This window comes from Pseudoalteromonas sp. BSi20311 (assembly GCF_000239875.1).
Classification (GTDB): domain Bacteria; phylum Pseudomonadota; class Gammaproteobacteria; order Enterobacterales; family Alteromonadaceae; genus Pseudoalteromonas.
This window is the reverse complement of the sequence record NZ_BADU01000084.1, coordinates 76,306-94,493: the sequence shown is the minus strand read 5'-3', so window position 1 is coordinate 94,493 and position 18,188 is coordinate 76,306. Positions and strand designations below refer to the sequence as shown.

Genomic DNA, 18,188 nt, shown 5'->3' with positions numbered 1-18,188 from the left:
CTTATTGCTTAGCAACTAAATCGGCAGGGTTAGCACTTAGCGTAAATGCAACGCCTTGGGTATTAATTGCCACTTTATTTGGTGATATTGGCATACCGGGTCCTACACGAGCTGGGCCATTTACAGCAATAACATCGCCTTGCTCAAGTCCTGATGTGATGGCTCGCAACGATCCATAGCGCTCACCTACCGTTACAAGCTTATACTGCAGCACATTGTTTTCGCCTACCGTTAACACAAAGCGATTTTTTAAATCTGTGCCTATGGCTCTGTCTGGAATAATGACAGTTTCGCGTATTGCATTAGCTGCCAATTTAATGCGTGCAAATGAGCCCGAACGCAGCTCGTTACTACGATCATCAAATACCGCACGAACGCGTAAAGTGCCTGTAGATGCGTTAATTTGATTATCTATAAAGTTAATATGGCCGCTATAGTTAAAATCGTCTTGCCCTACTTTTTGCATTACAACAGGCTGTTTGCTTGCAGCTGTTACTTCGTCAAATGCGCTATTCCAAGTACGTTCATCTACATCAAAGTAAGCGTACATTTTGTCATTAGAAACAATTGAAGTAAGCACGCTTTGCCCTGCAAGTACGTTGTTACCTTTGGTAATATTTGCGCGAGAAATCACGCCATCAATAGGAGAAACCACTGACGTAAACTCTAAATCGAGCTTTGCAGCTTTAAGCTGCGCTTGCAGTGCAGCAAGTTGTGCTTCACGCTGACGCAGAGTCGATGTACGCGCTTGTGCTTGCTCAGTCGAAATGGCTTTTCGCTCAGTTAAGCGTACCGCACGCGATGCTTCGCTTTTTGCTTGTTCAAGTGCTGCTTGAGCACTTTTTACCTGAGCGCTTAAACTGTCAACGGTTGCAGCGAATGAGCGATCGTCTAAACGAAATAATACATCGCCTTGTTTAACGCTATCCCCTTCTTTAAATTCAATTTGCTCAATAATGCCGGATACACGCGGCATTAATGCCACTTTCTGCGGTGACTCTAAGCGTGTTGTATAGGTATGCCAACTTTGAACTGGCTTAACCAAGACTTCGGCTACATCAATAGCTTGTTGTTGCTGTGCGGGGGCTGATTGCGCTGTACTTTCATCGGCACAACCGGCCAGTGTGATTAATGCAACAGATAGTGCTGTAGCAATTAAGTGTTTGTTCATAACGACGCTCCTTTTAATTTAGCATTGCATAATACGGAACATACTTGATGACAAAAACAATAGATCTTTAAATTCATTAGTGCCAAAATGGCATCAATACTCACTAAGTGATGAAATAATGGATACAACCAGTCGACTATTAATGCTGCTTGAAGTGGTAGAGCAAGGCTCATTTGCAAAAGCAGCCGAAATACGAAATATTGACCGCTCAGTGATCTCTAAGCAAATTAGTCGGTTAGAGGATGAACTTGGGGTAAGACTATTAAACAGAACAACCCGCTCATTCTCTCTTACAGCAGCGGGCGCTGAAATGATAAAAAAAGCGGGTGAGCTGCGAAGCCTGCTTGGCGAAACGGTGCGCATGGCAGAAAACTACCACCAAGAGCCACGCGGCGTATTGAAAGTGACCGCATCTACTTTAATAGGTCGACGCTACTTACAGCCAGTGATCAACGATTTCCAAAAACGCTTTCCGCAAGTGGAAGTAGAACTTCGTTTAGATGACCGACTGGTTGATATTGTATCTGAAGGATTTGATTTAGCGTTTAGAGTGGGTGAACCCAAAGACTCATCATTAATTGCTCGTAAAATTGCCCGTAATCGTCTGTTACTATTAGCCGCGCCAGCGTTTATAGAAACATACGGTATGCCAACAACAATCACTGATTTGGCACAATTGCCAGCAGCCAGTTATGCCAGCAACTCACTGCGGGTAGAAGGCATAAATTACTATAACCACACTGGCGAGCACTGCGAGCAAAAAATAAAAAGTGTGTTTAGAGCAAACGATGCAGAAGTATTACTGATGAAAACCCTCTCTGGCACCACCTACTTTTTAGCGCCGGCATTTATTTTAGATAAAGAAGTGATTGATGGGCAACTGGTGCCCTTACTTACCGATGTAAAATTAATGGAACACAGTGCAATGTATGCTGTATACCCACACCGAGATTTACCGGTAAGAACACGATTGTTTTTTGATGCCGTGCGTGAATACATTGGCAAAGAAAGACCGATTTGGGAAAACAGTATTCCTAATTTTGATCAAATGTATTAAGCCGCATCTGCACAGAGGTTAATATCAGAAAAAACCGCATTGCGCCCCGCATCTTTTGCCTTATAAAGCTGCTTATCTGCTTGCGCTATTAATTCAGCCAAATTTTGTTGTTGGTACTTAACTACACCAACACTGGCTGTTAAATTTATGGTTATACCATTGGCCTCAATATATTTAGTTGCAACGGCTTGTCTAAGATTTTCAGCCATTGCCAGCGCGGATTGTGCACTATCAAAATTGCCCATTAAAGAAAATTCTTCACCCCCTACCCTAAACACATACCCTTTTGCAAAAGTAATCCTAAATAGAGTTGCCAACTCAACCAGCACTTTATCTCCTACATCATGGCCATATTCATCATTTATTTGTTTAAAGTGGTCAAGATCAATTAAAAACAAGTACAGCTGTGACTTGTCTTTTATCTCCACTTCAAAATAATGACTCATAGATAAACGGTTTCCTGCTCCCGTGAGAGGATCAAGTAAAGCCAAGTTTTTAAGTCGCTTCGAAAATTCGGCCCTATTTCCTTCAAAAACATGAGAAATGACCCATATAATAATATAAATAAACAGTAAGTTGATCGCTAGGTTAAAAGAGGAAAAATAAGGGCTTGGTAATTTATAAAGCAACACTGATGATTGCATAACCAAAAGTGTGGCCGATAACACAATACCGTATTTTCGACCAAGAAGTAGATAATACAAAATGGGTAAAGAAAACGCCCACAAAAACAAACCATTTTTAAGTGGTGCCAAAAAGGTTCCACATAGTATAACGAGCGTTACAGTCATACAAACCGTTATGGCATACCAGTTTCGTTGCTTGTTTTTAACCAATTGTATAAAAATATAAAAACAAAGTGCGGAAAAACACACCTCTAAGCCGCCTACAATATAAAAATGATTTTTTGATAGGTTAAACACAGCAAAAATAAATGACAGCAAACCAAAAAATAAACACATCCATTTTAAGACATGCTTACGTAATATTTTTGTACTGTTAAGAGCGGCTATATCCATAAAAAACTTAAATCAAAACTAATCGTTTATATTAACCCTGAAATGCAATAATCACAATTTTATGCTTAACAACCCCCTTTAAAATAAGCAAAAAGGATTGGTTAAATGCAGCTATTCTGTAAGCAGTTCATTAACTGTGCCAACCAAGTCAGCAAATTCCTCATCAACATGTGCGACTTGTTTAGGGCTTAAGGTTTGATTTAATTTAACCAGCAACTGTGCGTATGCCCTTAAATTTTCCTCATTTCTCTCAATGAGTTCAGCACTCATAAACAGCTCTCTTTCTGTAATGATAGTGCGTAACTGCTGCGCAAATTGGGCATCATCAAGGGTTTGCTGATTAAAAAGCGCTTCAAGTGCACCTAACCGAGTTAGTTTATAGTCATACCATAAATTTCTGGTACTGATATATTCACTGTTGGCTTGTGACACTAGCGTTCGCTGCTCTGAGGTGAGCTTACCAAGCCATTGTTCGTAATAGTCTAGTTGCCTGTCTAAACGAGACTGCTGATGCTCCTCTTTGGTTAATGAAGCGTGCTCTTTTATTTCGTCATTAATTTGATCGCGAATGTTTTCTATCATTTCACTGCGTTGTGATGGAGTTAACGTTTTTGCCAGCTCGATTAAGGGATCACTCGCGTACAAAAGTAAATTGCGCCAATGCTGCTTTACCTGCGTTATTTTTGCCATTAACTGCGCTGTATCGGCTTGTTTATCGAGCAACTGCCTTAAGTCGAGTAAATCGGCTTTATATTTTGGTAACTCAACCTCTCGGTGCCAATCTCGGGTGTTATTAATAATCACTTTTAACTGCGTTGATTGGCTTTTGTTTAAGTCGACATAATCGTCTATCCAAAACGAAGACAGCCAACCAAGGTTGTTATAAGCAAAGGAGGTAGAACAACTGGCAATAAACAATAAACTGGTTATAAAAATAATTTTGCTTAGTTTTATATTTTTTAAATTATTTAACATTAACAGACCCCGTTTTATGATGCTTTGGTTGCCAAAAATCATCATAAGTAATTATGTAAGCTATTGCTCGCTTTTATTTTTTTCATTTTTCTATAGAATCGCAAGCTAACGCAATTTATATCATGACTATATGCTTAAGTTTAGAATTTTTGAGCTATAGTTAAAGCTACTTGTTAATACGTTTGTATACCTAGGTTATAAACGTTGGCGTTATTAATTTAGCTCATAATTTTTTACCTATCCCTAATAGATTCACTAGGTAAGTTTTACTTTTATGGCGCTTACATAGAACGACAACTAATTTGGAGACATGCTTATGTCACAGTCTAATTTTAAAGCACTGCTACTGGCCGGTATTATGCTCGCTACCCCTCTTGCCTATGCTGGACTAGAAGAAGGGATCAGAGCTGCTAATGCGGGTGAATTTGAAGAAGCACTTAAAGAGTTTAATTATTTAGCTGACAAAGGCTATGCACCGGGGATTTACGAATTAGGTAAGCTATACGAAGGTGGCCATGGCGTTACCCGTGATTATTACAAAGCAGCTGAGCTGTACCAACAAGCCGTTAAAAAGAACCATGTAGATTCAATGTTTGCACTTGCGGTTTTATATGACGAAGGCAATGGCGTTAAATTAGACAAACAAATGGCCATAACCTTATTTGAAAAAGCAGCAAATAAGAACCTTCCCGCAGCACAGTATAACTTAGGTGTAATGTACGCAAATGGCGATGGTGTTAGCCAAGATTATAAAGCCGCCAGAACATGGTATGAAAAAGCCGCTGCTAATAATTACACATTGGCGCAGTTTAATTTAGCACTGATGTATTTTGAAGGCTTAGGAATGCCAAAAAATCTTGAAATGTCGTATGTGTGGAATACCATTGCCGAGTATAACGGCAACATGCAAGCCAGTCACAGCCGTAAACTTGATGAACGTACTATGCTTCCTAAAGAGGTAGCTGAGGCCAAAGAAAAAGCCGATGCAATTTATACCAAAATTTTAGCGGGTACTTATGCTGGCGAAGGACGCCTGTTTTAAGTTAGCTATTATAAAAGCTGAATGAAGTGATTCATTCAGCTTTTTTGTTTTAAGCGTTGCAGGCTATTTTACATAAAGCCACTTTAGCACTTTGATCAGTAATTTATTTTGTTTAAGTAATAAACCAATGCGCGGGTTAACCGAGCCAGAGACTAAGGTATTTTTTGCATGGCTAAAGGTGAGAAAACCTTCTTTGCCGTGATAATGCCCCATCCCCGAATGCCCCACGCCACCAAACGGTACATCATCGGCAGCTACTTGTATTAATGTGTCGTTTACCGCAACTGTTCCGCTGAGTGTTTGCTTAATAATGTACTGTTGAGCCTGTTTATCTTGACCTAAAATGTAAAGGGCTAATGGGTGGTCGCGTAATCGAATATAATTAAGCACGTCCTCTAATTTGTCGTAACTCATAATGGGTAAAATGGGACCAAATAGCTCTTCTTGCATTAATTGCATCTCGTCGGTGACATGCGTCACAATATGCAGACCCATACGATGCTTTTCGCCATCTTGCTGGTTTTGTTCAAGCGGTTTAGTAATTTTAGCGCCTTGCTCTTGTGCTTGCTCTAAATAACCTAACAAACGTTGATAATGTGCAGGGCTTATAATCGAGGTCAGGTTTTTGCCTTCTACACCTTGCTTAAAGTGTTTTTTATAAAGGGTACAAAGCGCTTTAATGAATTGATGCTCTAATGCTTCAGGAACAAATACGTAGTCAGGAGCCACACATATTTGCCCTGCATTGGCCATTTTGCCAAATAATAGAGCACGCGCGGCTTTATTTACATCGGCTTTTTCTAACACAATAACGGGCGATTTTCCGCCTAGTTCTAAAGTGACTGGTGTTAAATTTTTACTGGCCGCGGCCATAACTAACTTGCCAACAGCCGTCGAGCCTGTAAACAGTAAATGCGCAAACGGCAATGATGAAAACTCACTTGCCACGTCGCTACCACCTTGAATAATGGTGCAGTGTTGCCTTAATTCACCTGCAAATATTTTTTCAATAACGGCATTGGTGTTAGGCGTAAATTCACTGAGCTTTAACATCACCCTGTTACCCGCTGCAATCGCAGTAATAACAGGTACCAATGCTAGTTGAATAGGATAGTTCCATGGTGCAATCACACCCACCACACCAATAGGCTGATAGGTGACACTTACTTTTGAGGGCCATAAGCTTAACCCCGCGCTGCGATGACTAGGCTTAGACCAGCGAGGTAGCTTTTTAATAATATGCGCAAGCCCCTGCATGGTGGGCAAAATATCACCTACTAAGGTATCAAAGGCCGTTCGGTAACCAAAATCTTTAGATACTGCAGCAATTAAGTCTTGCTCTAACGTTACAATGTTAGCGCGTACTTGCTTAAGTAAAGCAAGGCGTTGCTCAATGGGTAAGTAAGGGGTGTCTTCAAAAGCATGCTTTAGTTCATTAAATTGTGAACGCAAAGTCCCTGTAGATAATGTATCAGTGGTCAAAATAGGCTACTCGATTTATAACGTTTTCAAGACTATAACCTTGATCTGTTACACGAGCAATAAAGAGTGATTTTGCAACATAATGAAAAGCGTTGCAAAAACACTCATAAGGTTGGTTGGAACTCATACCGATGCACTGCTTTTGTGTGCATCGGTTATCTGTTTTGTTAGTTGATTAAAGTGGGTTTTTAAAAACCAAAAACCTGAGCTGCTATGGTCATTGTTACTAAGGTAATTAAAACAATAGCGACAATATTTAACACAAAGCCAGCACGGATCATGTCTTTCATTTTAATTTCACCCGAGCCAAACACAATCGCATTGGGTGGTGTGGCTACTGGCATCATAAACGCACAACTACACGCAATCGCAGCTGGAATAACCCACACTAACGGACTGCCAGTTATTGACTCAGCAACAGGCCCCAGCAATGGTAAAAAGCCTGCGGCTGTTGCCGTATTACTGGTAATTTCCGTTAAGAAAGTAATAAGTGCCACCACCACAAGAATGCTCATAACTAAAGGAATTGCACTGGCCCCCTCAATCATTTTGGCAATGTAGACAGCTAATCCAGATGATTTAATTTGCGAGGCTAGCGTCAAGCCCCCCCCAAATAAAAGCAACACACCCCACGGCACTTTAGCGGCACTTTCCCAATCTAAAATACGCGCATCACTGCCTTTATTTGCAGGAAGTACAAACAGTAATAATGCAGCGGCAATAGCAATACCGGTATCTGAAATTTTAAGCCCGGTAACATCGCCTAATAAAGGTCTAAACATCCAACAAATAGCGGCAAGCACAAATACAAACAACACGCCCTTTTCAGCACGTTGCATTAGGCCTAAGTCTTTTAATTGTGAAGAGAATACCGCTTTGGTATCAATACGCTTGTTCGCTTGTACATTCGCATCGACCTTATAAGTGAATTTAGTTAACCAAATCCAGCTGATCAGCAACATACCGAGCGCTAAAGGCACACCAACAATCATCCACTCGGCAAAGCCAATTTCAATCTGATAACTGTCTGATAGGTACGCCGCCATTAATGCATTTGGTGGAGTACCGATTAAAGTAGCAATACCGCCAATACTCGCGCCATAAGCAATCGACAGTAAAAGGGCTTTACCAAAACCTTCATTACTAGGATCTGAGCTTTTAACTAAATGGGTAATAGATAAAGCGATAGGTAGCATCATTACTGCTGTAGCGGTATTAGACATCCACATTGATAAAAATGCAGTCACTAACATCATCGCTAAAATCTGTAAGCTTGGTTTTTTACCTGCATAAAGCATAGTTCTTAATGCAATACGCTTGTGCAATCCCCAACGCTCCATCGCTATTGAGATTAAAAAGCCACCTAAAAATAAAAAGATCAGCGGATGCGCATAAGGCGCTGCAACACTTTTTATCGCGGCTATATCAACAATCGGCGAAATCACTAAAGGGAGTAACGCAGTAGCAGGAATAGGCACTACCTCACTCACCCACCACGAGGCCATCCAAAATGCTAAGCCTGCGGTTTTAAATGCTGCCGCCGACATACCTACTGGCGGCTCAACTAAGCAAGTAAGTAGCATGACACATGGGCCAAGTAACAATAACAGCCATTGCATAAATGGCTTTTTATTCGCGTTATTTTCTAAAATACGTTTTGTCATTTGTTCAGCCCTTAAAATTTATATTTAAGACCAAGCGCAACACTGTTATCAGCATTTTCTTCTAGGTCGAGGTCAGTGTACAAAAGGTAAGCGGTAGTTTGCTTATCAAAAATGTAGTCTACACCAGTAGTCCACTGTGAAGCGTCTGAGGTTTGACGTAGTTTTGAATCATCTTTTGCAAATTGTACTTTAGGTACCCATTTGTCTAACTTATAGCTTGCGCTTAGTACATAACCGTTGCCAGACTTAGCGCCGTCAATCGATTCTGAATGCTGGTACAATGCCCCTAATTGTAATTTTTCAAACTTATACACACCCGCAATACGGCTTGCTTTAATGTTATTAAGTGAGTCAACGTGGCTGATTGAAATAGAGTAAGGTGTTTTATTTAAATTACGGTCGCCGTAAATTAGCGTAGCAGCAAATCCTGCTTCGTTATCTTTGTTGTCATCTTTTGGCGCATAGGTAAATGAAAACTGTGCATTGTGCCAGTATTTAGAGGTATAAGTAATGGTGTCGCCTAATCGGTCTTGTCCGGCAATAACTTGTGAAATATCTGCTTGGGTTTCGTTAAAGTTATCAAGCTTACCTTCTGAATATTTAAAGCGCGTGTCGTTTCGCCCAACCACCACTTCACCAAAAGCACCTTTTAGACCAAGGTAAGTATTGCGTGCTGCAAAAGGCTCATTGGTGTCGTCGTGTTCAAAACCTTTTACTTGAACTTCGTATTTAAATACGGCAGTAAAATACTCATTTAATTTATGGTCCCCTTTAATACCAATACGCGAAAAAGGGGCATCTATTTGTGTGCCTTCATCTGCGTAACGCATAATGCCAGTATCGGTGTTGGCAATTTGTACTTCGGCTTTACCATACACTGTGTAATCTGCAGCAAACGCTGTTACAGGTAACGTGGCAACACTGCATAACGCAGCAAGTACTGAACCTTGGAATAGATTATTTTTCATTATGTATCCTAATTATGTGATGCTACTTGTTGTCTGCACCTACAAAGCAAGAACATGACCAACTAAAAATAATAAATATTTTCAGTAATTTAAAAAATAAAGGTTTAAAAACAAACACTGAAATGTGCGGGTTTCCACACATAAAAAACACTCAATATCACCATTTCCACCCATTAATCGGTGAACATATCTCGATTAAGGTTATATTTACTCATTTTATCGTAGAGGGTTTTACGCGCAATTTGTAAGGTTGTCATGGTGTCTTTAATGCTGCCATGGTTAAGCTCTAAGGCTTCTTCAATTAAAGACTGCTCATAAAAGCTGACCTTTTCGGCTAGGCTCAAATCTAATGATAGCGTGCTGTTGCTTGAGTCACTTTGTGCAAATGCCAGATCGGGGCCTAGCAATACCGCGCGCTCGGCTTGATTTCTCAATTCCCGCACATTGCCAGGCCAATCGTGCGCTAGTAAACGTTGTTGTAGTTCTATATTGAGCGCCCCTAACGGTTTATGAAAGCGGGTCGCAGCAATAGAACTAAAATGCTTAAATAACAGTGGAATATCTGCTTTTCTGTCTCTTAATGCAGGAATACTGACTTTTACTAAACTCAATCGGTAATATAAGTCGGCTCTAAACTCACCTTTTTCTACCAGCGAAAGTAAATCGACTTTGGTGGCTGCGACAATACGAATATCAAGCTCTATCGCTTTATTAGCACCAACGGGGGTTACTTTTCGCTCCTCGAGTACCCGTAGTAATTTAACTTGAAGCGATAAAGGAGTGCTTTCAATTTCATCTAAAAAAACGGTGCCGCCTTGTGCAAACTCAAATTTACCTTTGCGATCGTGTGTTGCGCCAGTAAAGGCTCCGCTGATAGCCCCAAACAGTTCGCTTTCTATTAATTGCTCTGGGACTGCGCCACAGTTAATAGCCACAAACTGACAGCTTGAACGGTTACTATGATCGTGTAAATAACGGGCAACCAATTCTTTACCTGTGCCAGTTTCACCTTCAATCAGCACATCAGCCGGAGTATCAATCACCGTGTTGAGTAGGTTCATCATATGCTGCATTTTAAGGGTCTCACCTAAAATACGCACACCGGGCGCCGACGTTTTCTCAACCGCGCGCTTCAGCGCTCTGTTTTCCATTACTAAGGCACGTTTATCTGAGGCTCTGGCAATACAATCTAATAAATTTTCGTTCAGTGGTTTTTCAAATAAATCATACGCGCCCAATTGCATCGCTTTTACCGCAACAGAAACATCGGCATAACCGGTTAAAAATATTACCGGAAGTTCACTGTCGAATGCTTTTACCTGCTCAATAAAGGTTAAACCATCCATAGTGGGCATGTTTATGTCACTAAGTACAATGCCACAAAAACTACGATTTAAGCGACTTAAGGCAACACTTGCATCACTAAAACACTGTACCTCATACCCCTCGAGCGTTAATAGCTGATTTAACGAATCGCGGATCATCGCTTCATCATCAATAATAACCACTTGCTTACAAACAACGGCTTCAATCATTTTTTGGGGCCTCTATGCTTAATAAACTAATAATAAATTGCGCACCGCCTTCAGGGCGATTGTGTGCCGTTAAGTAACCATTAAATGAATCAATAATTTGCTTTGATATTGATAAGCCCAGCCCTAAGCCATTACTTGACTTGGTACTGTAAAAGGGTTCAAAAATAGAGCCCAGCACATGATGCTCAATACCAGGGCCACTATCTAATATAGAAAGCTTAACGCGCTCCTCAAAGCATTCAACATCAAAACTGAGCTCTCTAACTGGCTCACCTTTCATTGCCTGTGATGCATTGGTGATCACATTAACCAATACTTGTTCAAACTTTAACGCATCGACCCACACGGTGATCTCTTGCGAAAACTGCGGTGCACTAACGTTTACATCATCTTGCTTAAGTTGCGGGTGGGTGATCATCAACGCATTGTTTAATAACGCCGACAGTGGATGGGGTCGCAGTTGCATGGCCGCCGGTTTACTAAAGTGTTTAAGCTGCGCCACTATTTTATGCACCCGCTCTACCAAATTCTCGATAATGATTAAGTTTTCACTTAATGCGTTGAGCTTTCCCTTTTTTAGGAAAATTTTAGCACTGGCTAAATAGGTGTTCATTGCGCTGAGCGGTTGGTTAATTTCGTGATTAATGCCCGCACTCAATTGCCCAATAGTGGCTAATTTTGCCGACTGTACTAGTGCGGTTTGGGCTTTTTCGAGTGCTTGAGTACGCTCTAGTACTTCGAGCTCTAAACTGTGACGCGAATACAGTAATTTTTTATACCCGGCAAAGCGTGTCAATAAGCTATATCCAACAAAAATAAACACCCAATAAAATAACACTAGCCATAGTAATCTAGGCACCTGTAAGGCGTTAATGTTTGAAATATCAACAAGCACTGTCATGGTTGCATTCAGATGAGTTAAGGGTCTTGAGGCGGAAACGTATTCATCTTTAGCAATTTTAAATTGCTCAATGCCTTGGCTTTTGTAGCGCTGTTGTTTAATTTGTAGCGGTTGATGATCTAAGTAAGCACGGCGCTGTTTAATATCACGACGCGCGGTAATATCAAGCTCTGTAAAACTATTTAAACGCCATGCGGGTTCATCTGACATGGCAATAATATTATCGGCAAGTTGCAAATAAAAATGGCTTCCTTTTGAGGTATTTAAAAGCGAACGATCGTTTTCAAATTTAGCGACATTAATTTTAAGCGCCACCACGCCAATGGCTTTTCCATTTAGGTAAATAGCTTGGGAAAAATAAATCCCGCGCTCTTTTGAGCGCTGACCAAGTGCAAAGTATGCGACCTTTTCACCGGCAAACGCTTGTTTAAAATAAGGTCTAAATGCAAAGTTACTACCTAAAAATGTATAGTCGGTTTGCCAGTTACTACTGGCAATAACATCGCCATGAGTATCTAGTATGTATACATCTGAGGCACCACTGGCTTGTTGAATATCAGCAACGTAATTGTTAATTGCATTAAAGTGTTGTGATTCATTATTAGTAAAACGAATCAATACGTTATTTTCAGTTAGCAGCTGAGGGATAGCCGCAAATCGAGCGAGTTCGTTATCGATATAATTATTTAATTGGATAACTTGTTGAACAGCTTGAATTTTAGCTTGCCCTAAATCATAAGCACGACCAAACGAAAAGGTGACCACCAATAATAGTACTAACAATATACAGGCAAAAATAATTTTTTTGGGGATGGAGAACATAAACGCCTATGACACCAAGGTGCCAATAATAAGTAATAGCCAATATTGTAACGAGTTATCCCCCTTTGCAGAAGAAACTTTTTGTTAACAATTGTACTGAAACTAAAAAACCGTGAAATATTACATTCCACGGTTTAATCACCTTTTAAGGTGTGCTGTTTTAGCTTAATTTACGCTTTTGCAACGACAGGTTTGTCTTTAAAATATTTGTATAAGCCAATTAATGAGGCTGCAATCCAAAATATTTCAATCACAAAGCTTGCTAAGTTAAAGTTATAACAAAGGCTAATAAGTAACAAAATAGCGCCACTTAAATTCATTAAGTTATACGTTAAACTTTTAGGTGAAACTTTATTTAGTTGCAGCAAAAAAAATGAACCAACCACTAAAAAAGTACCACTCATACCAACAATATCAAATAAAAGTGCGATCACACGTCTATCCTTTTCCATTTTAAAACCCAACTGACTGGCCCAATCCATGGGGAGGGTTTTTTTCAATCATTGAAACAGCAAAACCAGCGAAGTTTACCAGTGAAATAAAAGCAAACAAGGGCTTATGTCCGCCCCTCACTACTTTAGACTATAAACAAAACGTTTATTTAAAAGTAACTTTACCACCAATCATTTTATAGGCGGGGGTCCCTCTTATGATTGTGGTGCGGGCAAAAGGTCGTTCACAGCCTGGGCATACGCATTCAGTATGGGTGTGATCTTGGGTTATTCTTTCTATAAAACATTTTACTAAAGCACCTTTGCCACCTTTACGGTATTTGAATAACGGTGCCTTACACGCAGAACAAAATATATCGACCGTTTTTGTAGGCCCTTTTTTATTGGGCTTAGCCATACTTCCTCAATAATTACTTTACGATTAGTTAATAGCATAATGCTATCACATCAGTGGTAGAAAATAATGAATGGCTGTTGCGCTAATACATTTTTTAAACAGTCGGTAGATAACTCTACTTTATAAACGATTAGCTTTAGGCTTTTATCGATAAACGGGTTAATTGAGCTGATAACACATTCATATTAAAAGGCTTTACGATAAACCCTGACACTTTAGCATTAATCGCTTTTTTGACAGTCGAAGAACTATCTTCACAGGTCACCATAAGTACAGGAAGGTTTTTCAGCTCGGCATCTTTTCTAATATTATCAAGTAAAGTAATGCCATCCATTTTAGGCATATGAAGATCTGTTATAACCAAATCAAACATTTGATTTTGCAGTATGTTTAATGCTTGAAGCCCATCTGTGGCTTCAACAATATCTTTATAATCTAACTGCCTTAACATATTAATTAATACATGACGCATTAACGGCATATCATCAACAACAAGTATTTTCATGCGTATGTTTTACCAAAATAGCTGCGAGCAAATTTTCATTAAAACAAAGTAAAGGCAACACGCCAATCTAAAAGGTATTAACAAAAACGTGTTATGTGTAGTAACAACATTAGTTAACAATACCTATTGCCGCAAGTAATCAGATGGATACTTGTATCCCCTTATTTTAGCTAAACAAAAGTTTAAAAAACTGCAAACGAAGCTTGGGTTATATGTGCTAAGCTTTTTGCACTTAGTGTTACTTCTAACCCTCGTTTTCCGGCACTAACATATATTATTTCAAAATCTAACGCACTGGAGTGTATGTATGTTTTTAGCCGTTTTTTTTGGCCAAGGGGGCTTACTCCTCCCAAAATATAACCGGTACTCGCCTGCACTTTTTGTGGGTCTGCCATCATCACTTTTTTTACTGCACAAAGCTTCGCAAGCTGTTTAAAATTAGCCTGCTGAGTGACGGGAGTCACCGCTACAATAAGCTGTTGCTCTGAGGTTTCTAGCACTAGGGTTTTAAATACTTGGGCGCTGTTAAGATTAAGCTTTTCAACCGCTTCAAGGCCGTAATTAGTATTGTTTATATCGTGCTCGTAACTGAGTATGTCAAACTTAATATCGCTTTTTTTTAGCTGCTCTATAGCGGGGGTCATCTGATAAAGTCCAAAATAAATTTCCCTAATAATTTAGCACATTAAACATAAAAAAACGGCGCTAAAAAAGCGCCGTTTTTATTAGGGTCTATTGATCCGACTAATTACTTAGTTAAGTCATCAAAAAACTTTTTAACCCCATCAAAAAAGCCTTGCTCTTTAGGGCGGTTTTTTGAGCTGTCTCTGCCCATACTTTCATCTAATTCTTTAAGTAAGTCACGTTGACGCTCGTTTAAATTAACTGGCGTTTCAATCACAACCTTACAAATTAAATCGCCTTGAGCGCCACTGCGTACTGACTTAACACCTTTGCCACGCATACGGAACATTTTGCCCGTTTGTGTTTCTGACGGTATTTTAAGCTTTGCACGCCCATCAAGCGTTGGCACTTCAATTTCACCGCCAAGGCCTGCGGTGGTAAAGCTTATTGGTACTTCACAATATAAATTATTAGCTTCACGAACAAATATTTTGTGTTCACGAACAGATACTTGCACATACAAGTCACCTGCTGGTGCACCATGCATGCCTGCTTCGCCTTCACCTGATAAGCGAATACGATCGCCAGTATCTACGCCTGCCGGGATTTTAACCGATAGCGTTTTAGTTTTTTCTACACGGCCTTGCCCATGACATTTATTACAAGGATCTGAAATGATCTGACCTTGTCCATGACACGTTGGACATGTTTGCTGTACGGCAAAAAAACCTTGGCGCATTTGTACTTGGCCTGCACCATGACAGGTTGTACATGTTTTTGGTTTAGAGCCCGCTTTTGCACCACTGCCATCACATGGTTCACAACTAACCCAAGTAGGTACTTTAATCTCAACGTCTTTACCACGAACCGCTTCTTCTAAGCTTAAGTCCATGTTGTAACGTAAATCTGAGCCACGTTGCTGGCGTGATTGACGTCGACCACCGCCGCCACCAAAAATATCACCAAATACGTCACCAAAAATATCACCAAAATCACCTTGGCCGCCGCCAAAGCCACCGTGACCACCGCCACCACCTTGTTCGAAGGCTGCATGGCCGTATTGGTCATACATTTGACGCTTTTGCGCATCAGTCAGTATTTCGTAAGCTTCTTTAACTTCCTTGAATTTAGTTTCAAGGTCTTTATCACCGGCGGTACGATCGGGGTGATATTTCATCGCTAAGCGTTTATACGCTTTTTTTATGTCTCGCTCACTCGCATCTTTGCTTACGCCGAGGACTTCGTAATAATCGCGTTTTGACATATCTATCACACTACTCTTTTCTATTTACAGCGTTAGCTGCTGGACAAACCGATAAATCATATCGATTTATCATTGAATTTTTAAAGCGTTTTATTCACTTCTCTTTACATGCAAAAGGCGCGTTAAGCTTTAGCCTACGCGCCTCATGTGTTCATCCTAACTCAAACACTTGATTTGGTCATGTGTTTTAAATTAGCGAGAAGCGTTAGCAACAATTACTTGTCGTCTTTAACTTCTTCGAACTCTGCATCAACAACATCGTCATCTTGTTTAGCTGACTGTTGTTGTTCACCAGCGTCACCACCAGCTTGTTGTGCTTTAGCTTGAGCGATTTCCATTAGCTTTTGAGACTTTTCAGCAAGCGCTTGCGTTTTCGCTTCAATCTCTGCTTTGTTATCACTCTTAATTGCTGCTTCTAGGTCAACAACAGCCGCTTCAATCGCGTCTTTGTCTTCGCTTGGCAGAGCATCACCCGCTTCTTCAATTTGCTTACGTGTACCGTGAACAAGTGCATCAGCTTGGTTACGTGCAGCTACTAACTCTTCAAACTTTTTATCGTCTTCAGCGTGCGCTTCTGCATCACGAACCATTTTTTCAACTTCTTCATCACTTAAGCCAGAAGAGGCTTGAATAGTGATTTTTTGCTCTTTACCTGTATCTTTATCTTTTGCAGATACATGTAAGATACCATCGGCATCAACATCGAATGTTACTTCGATTTGTGGCGTACCACGTTGTGCTGGGCGAATGCCTTCTAGGTTAAATTGACCTAGCGATTTGTTATCACTTGAACGTTTACGCTCACCTTGTAACACATGAATAGTTACTGCAGATTGATTATCTTCTGCTGTTGAGAATGTTTGCGATTTCTTAGTAGGAATCGTGGTGTTTTTCTCAATCAGTGCTGTCATTACTGACCCCATCGTCTCAATACCTAGAGATAATGGTGATACGTCTAGTAATAGTACGTCTTTCACGTCACCTGCAAGTACACCACCTTGAATCGCAGCACCCACAGCTACCGCTTCATCAGGGTTAACGTCTTTACGTGGCTCTTTACCAAAGAACTCAGCAACTGTTCTTTGAACAAGTGGCATACGCGTTTGACCACCCACTAGAATGATATCGTTGATATCGTTCACAGACAGGTCAGCATCAGCTAATGCGCGTTTAAGCGGTTCAATCGACTTAGTCACTAAGTCTTCAACCAGTGACTCAAGCTTAGCACGTGTTAATTTCACGTTCATGTGCTTAGGACCTGATGCATCAGCGGTTACGTACGGAAGGTTAACTTCTGTAGATTGTGCTGATGAAAGCTCAATTTTTGCTTTCTCTGCTGCTTCTTTAACACGTTGCATTGCAAGCGGATCATTTTGTAAATCGATACCTTGATCTTTCTTGAATTCAGCAACTAAGTAGTTGATTACACGGTTATCGAAATCTTCACCACCTAAGTGAGTGTCACCGTTAGTCGCTAGAACTTCAAATGTGTGCTCGCCTTCAACTTCATCAATTTCAATGATTGATAAATCGAAAGTACCACCACCTAAGTCGTATACCGCTACTACGTTTTCGCCACGGTTTTTATCCATACCGTATGCAAGCGCTGCAGCAGTTGGCTCATTAATAATACGTTTTACTTCAAGACCCGCAATACGGCCCGCATCTTTGGTTGCTTGGCGTTGTGAATCGTTAAAGTATGCCGGTACTGTGATTACCGCTTCAGTTACTTCTTCACCTAAGAAGTCTTCAGCTGTTTTCTTCATTTTTTTCAGTACTTCAGCAGAGATTTGTGGTGCAGCGCGTTTTTCGCCGCCCGCTTCAACCCATGCGTCGCCATTATCAGCTTTGATAATTTTGAAAGGCATGATGCCGATATCACGTTGTACTTCTTCGTCTTCAAAACGACGACCAATTAAACGCTTAATTGCGAACAATGTGTTTGTTGGGTTAGTTACCGCTTGACGTTTTGCAGGTTGACCTACTAACGTTTCACCGTCTTGCGTGTAAGCAATAATAGACGGGGTTGTGCGATCGCCTTCCGCATTTTCAATAACACGTGCTTTATCACCATCAAGTACTGCAACACAAGAGTTAGTAGTACCTAAATCGATTCCAATAATTCTACCCATGAATCTTCTCCAACTTCTAAATTCGTTAATACGTTCGATGGCTAGTTAATAGGGATGCCACAAACTTAATTCAACTGTAAAAATGAAAAAAAACGCATTTTTTTTAATTTATTTACTAAATAACCCTAAAAAGAGTAGGGATTGCTCATTTTTTGTAATTTGGGAGCTTATTTATTGT

The 18,188-nt window shown here is 40.3% G+C and carries 16 protein-coding genes; 2 read left to right on the top strand and 14 right to left on the bottom strand.

Features of this window, described 5'->3' with window-relative positions; translation table 11 throughout:
• Position 1: 1 nt before the first annotated feature.
• Entirely contained in the window at positions 2 to 1,171 is a 1,170-nt protein-coding gene (locus P20311_RS10125) for an efflux RND transporter periplasmic adaptor subunit (protein WP_008112393.1), read from the bottom strand.
• Positions 1,172 to 1,289: 118 nt separating this feature from the next.
• On the opposite strand from P20311_RS10125, the gene P20311_RS10120 reads away from it, so the two are divergent.
• Positions 1,290 to 2,228, top strand: a complete 939-nt coding sequence (locus tag P20311_RS10120; RefSeq protein WP_008112392.1) for a LysR family transcriptional regulator — start codon at positions 1,290 to 1,292, stop codon at positions 2,226 to 2,228.
• Here P20311_RS10120 and P20311_RS10115 read toward each other — a convergent pair.
• Together P20311_RS10115 and P20311_RS10110 are read right to left on the bottom strand one after the other, a co-directional pair.
• A complete protein-coding gene (locus tag P20311_RS10115; protein ID WP_024600916.1) occupies positions 2,225 to 3,247 on the bottom strand; it encodes a GGDEF domain-containing protein in 1,023 nt (340 codons plus the stop codon). The two genes, P20311_RS10120 and P20311_RS10115, sit on opposite strands and share 4 nt — an antisense overlap.
• A gap of 111 nt (positions 3,248 to 3,358) precedes the next feature.
• A complete protein-coding gene (locus P20311_RS10110) occupies positions 3,359 to 4,222 on the bottom strand; it encodes a DUF6279 family lipoprotein (RefSeq protein WP_008112388.1) in 864 nt (287 codons plus the stop codon).
• A 316-nt stretch (positions 4,223 to 4,538) separates the two neighbouring features.
• On the opposite strand from P20311_RS10110, the gene P20311_RS10105 reads away from it, so the two are divergent.
• Entirely contained in the window at positions 4,539 to 5,264 is a 726-nt protein-coding gene (locus tag P20311_RS10105) for a tetratricopeptide repeat protein (protein WP_008112386.1), read from the top strand.
• Positions 5,265 to 5,327: 63 nt separating this feature from the next.
• On the opposite strand, the gene P20311_RS10100 is transcribed toward P20311_RS10105, so the two are convergent.
• The 11 genes from P20311_RS10100 to dnaK all read right to left on the bottom strand — a co-directional run bounded on the left by P20311_RS10100 (position 5,328) and on the right by dnaK (position 18,010).
• Positions 5,328 to 6,746, bottom strand: coding sequence for a coniferyl aldehyde dehydrogenase (locus P20311_RS10100; RefSeq protein WP_008112384.1), 1,419 nt, complete (start codon positions 6,744 to 6,746; stop codon positions 5,328 to 5,330).
• A 188-nt stretch (positions 6,747 to 6,934) separates the two neighbouring features.
• Positions 6,935 to 8,410 carry an SLC13 family permease gene (locus P20311_RS10095; protein ID WP_008112383.1) on the bottom strand — a complete coding sequence of 492 codons (1,476 nt, stop codon included), beginning with the start codon at positions 8,408 to 8,410 and terminating at the stop codon, positions 6,935 to 6,937.
• A gap of 11 nt (positions 8,411 to 8,421) precedes the next feature.
• Positions 8,422 to 9,378 carry a porin gene (locus tag P20311_RS10090; RefSeq protein WP_008112381.1) on the bottom strand — a complete coding sequence of 319 codons (957 nt, stop codon included), beginning with the start codon at positions 9,376 to 9,378 and terminating at the stop codon, positions 8,422 to 8,424.
• A 173-nt stretch (positions 9,379 to 9,551) separates the two neighbouring features.
• The gene (locus P20311_RS10085) at positions 9,552 to 10,913 is read right to left on the bottom strand and encodes a sigma-54 dependent transcriptional regulator (RefSeq protein ID WP_008112379.1); all 1,362 of its coding nucleotides are present in this window, start codon (positions 10,911 to 10,913) and stop codon (positions 9,552 to 9,554) included.
• Entirely contained in the window at positions 10,906 to 12,636 is a 1,731-nt protein-coding gene (locus P20311_RS10080) for an ATP-binding protein (protein WP_008112377.1), read from the bottom strand. The genes P20311_RS10085 and P20311_RS10080 overlap by 8 nt, the downstream gene beginning before the upstream one ends.
• Positions 12,637 to 12,806: 170 nt before the next feature.
• The gene (locus tag P20311_RS10075; RefSeq protein ID WP_008112375.1) at positions 12,807 to 13,070 is read right to left on the bottom strand and encodes a hypothetical protein; all 264 of its coding nucleotides are present in this window, start codon (positions 13,068 to 13,070) and stop codon (positions 12,807 to 12,809) included.
• 163 nt (positions 13,071 to 13,233) lie between these two features.
• Positions 13,234 to 13,485 (bottom strand): hypothetical protein, encoded by a 252-nt coding sequence (locus tag P20311_RS10070; protein ID WP_008112372.1) that lies wholly within the window; start codon positions 13,483 to 13,485, stop codon positions 13,234 to 13,236.
• A gap of 136 nt (positions 13,486 to 13,621) precedes the next feature.
• Entirely contained in the window at positions 13,622 to 13,990 is a 369-nt protein-coding gene (locus tag P20311_RS10065; protein ID WP_008112370.1) for a response regulator, read from the bottom strand.
• Between the two features lie 182 nt (positions 13,991 to 14,172).
• A complete protein-coding gene (ybaK, locus tag P20311_RS10060) occupies positions 14,173 to 14,634 on the bottom strand; it encodes a Cys-tRNA(Pro) deacylase (RefSeq protein ID WP_008112368.1) in 462 nt (153 codons plus the stop codon).
• 104 nt (positions 14,635 to 14,738) lie between these two features.
• The gene (dnaJ, locus tag P20311_RS10055) at positions 14,739 to 15,878 is read right to left on the bottom strand and encodes a molecular chaperone DnaJ (protein WP_036932825.1); all 1,140 of its coding nucleotides are present in this window, start codon (positions 15,876 to 15,878) and stop codon (positions 14,739 to 14,741) included.
• A gap of 215 nt (positions 15,879 to 16,093) precedes the next feature.
• Entirely contained in the window at positions 16,094 to 18,010 is a 1,917-nt protein-coding gene (gene dnaK, locus P20311_RS10050; protein WP_008112365.1) for a molecular chaperone DnaK, read from the bottom strand.
• Positions 18,011 to 18,188 lie beyond the last annotated feature (178 nt).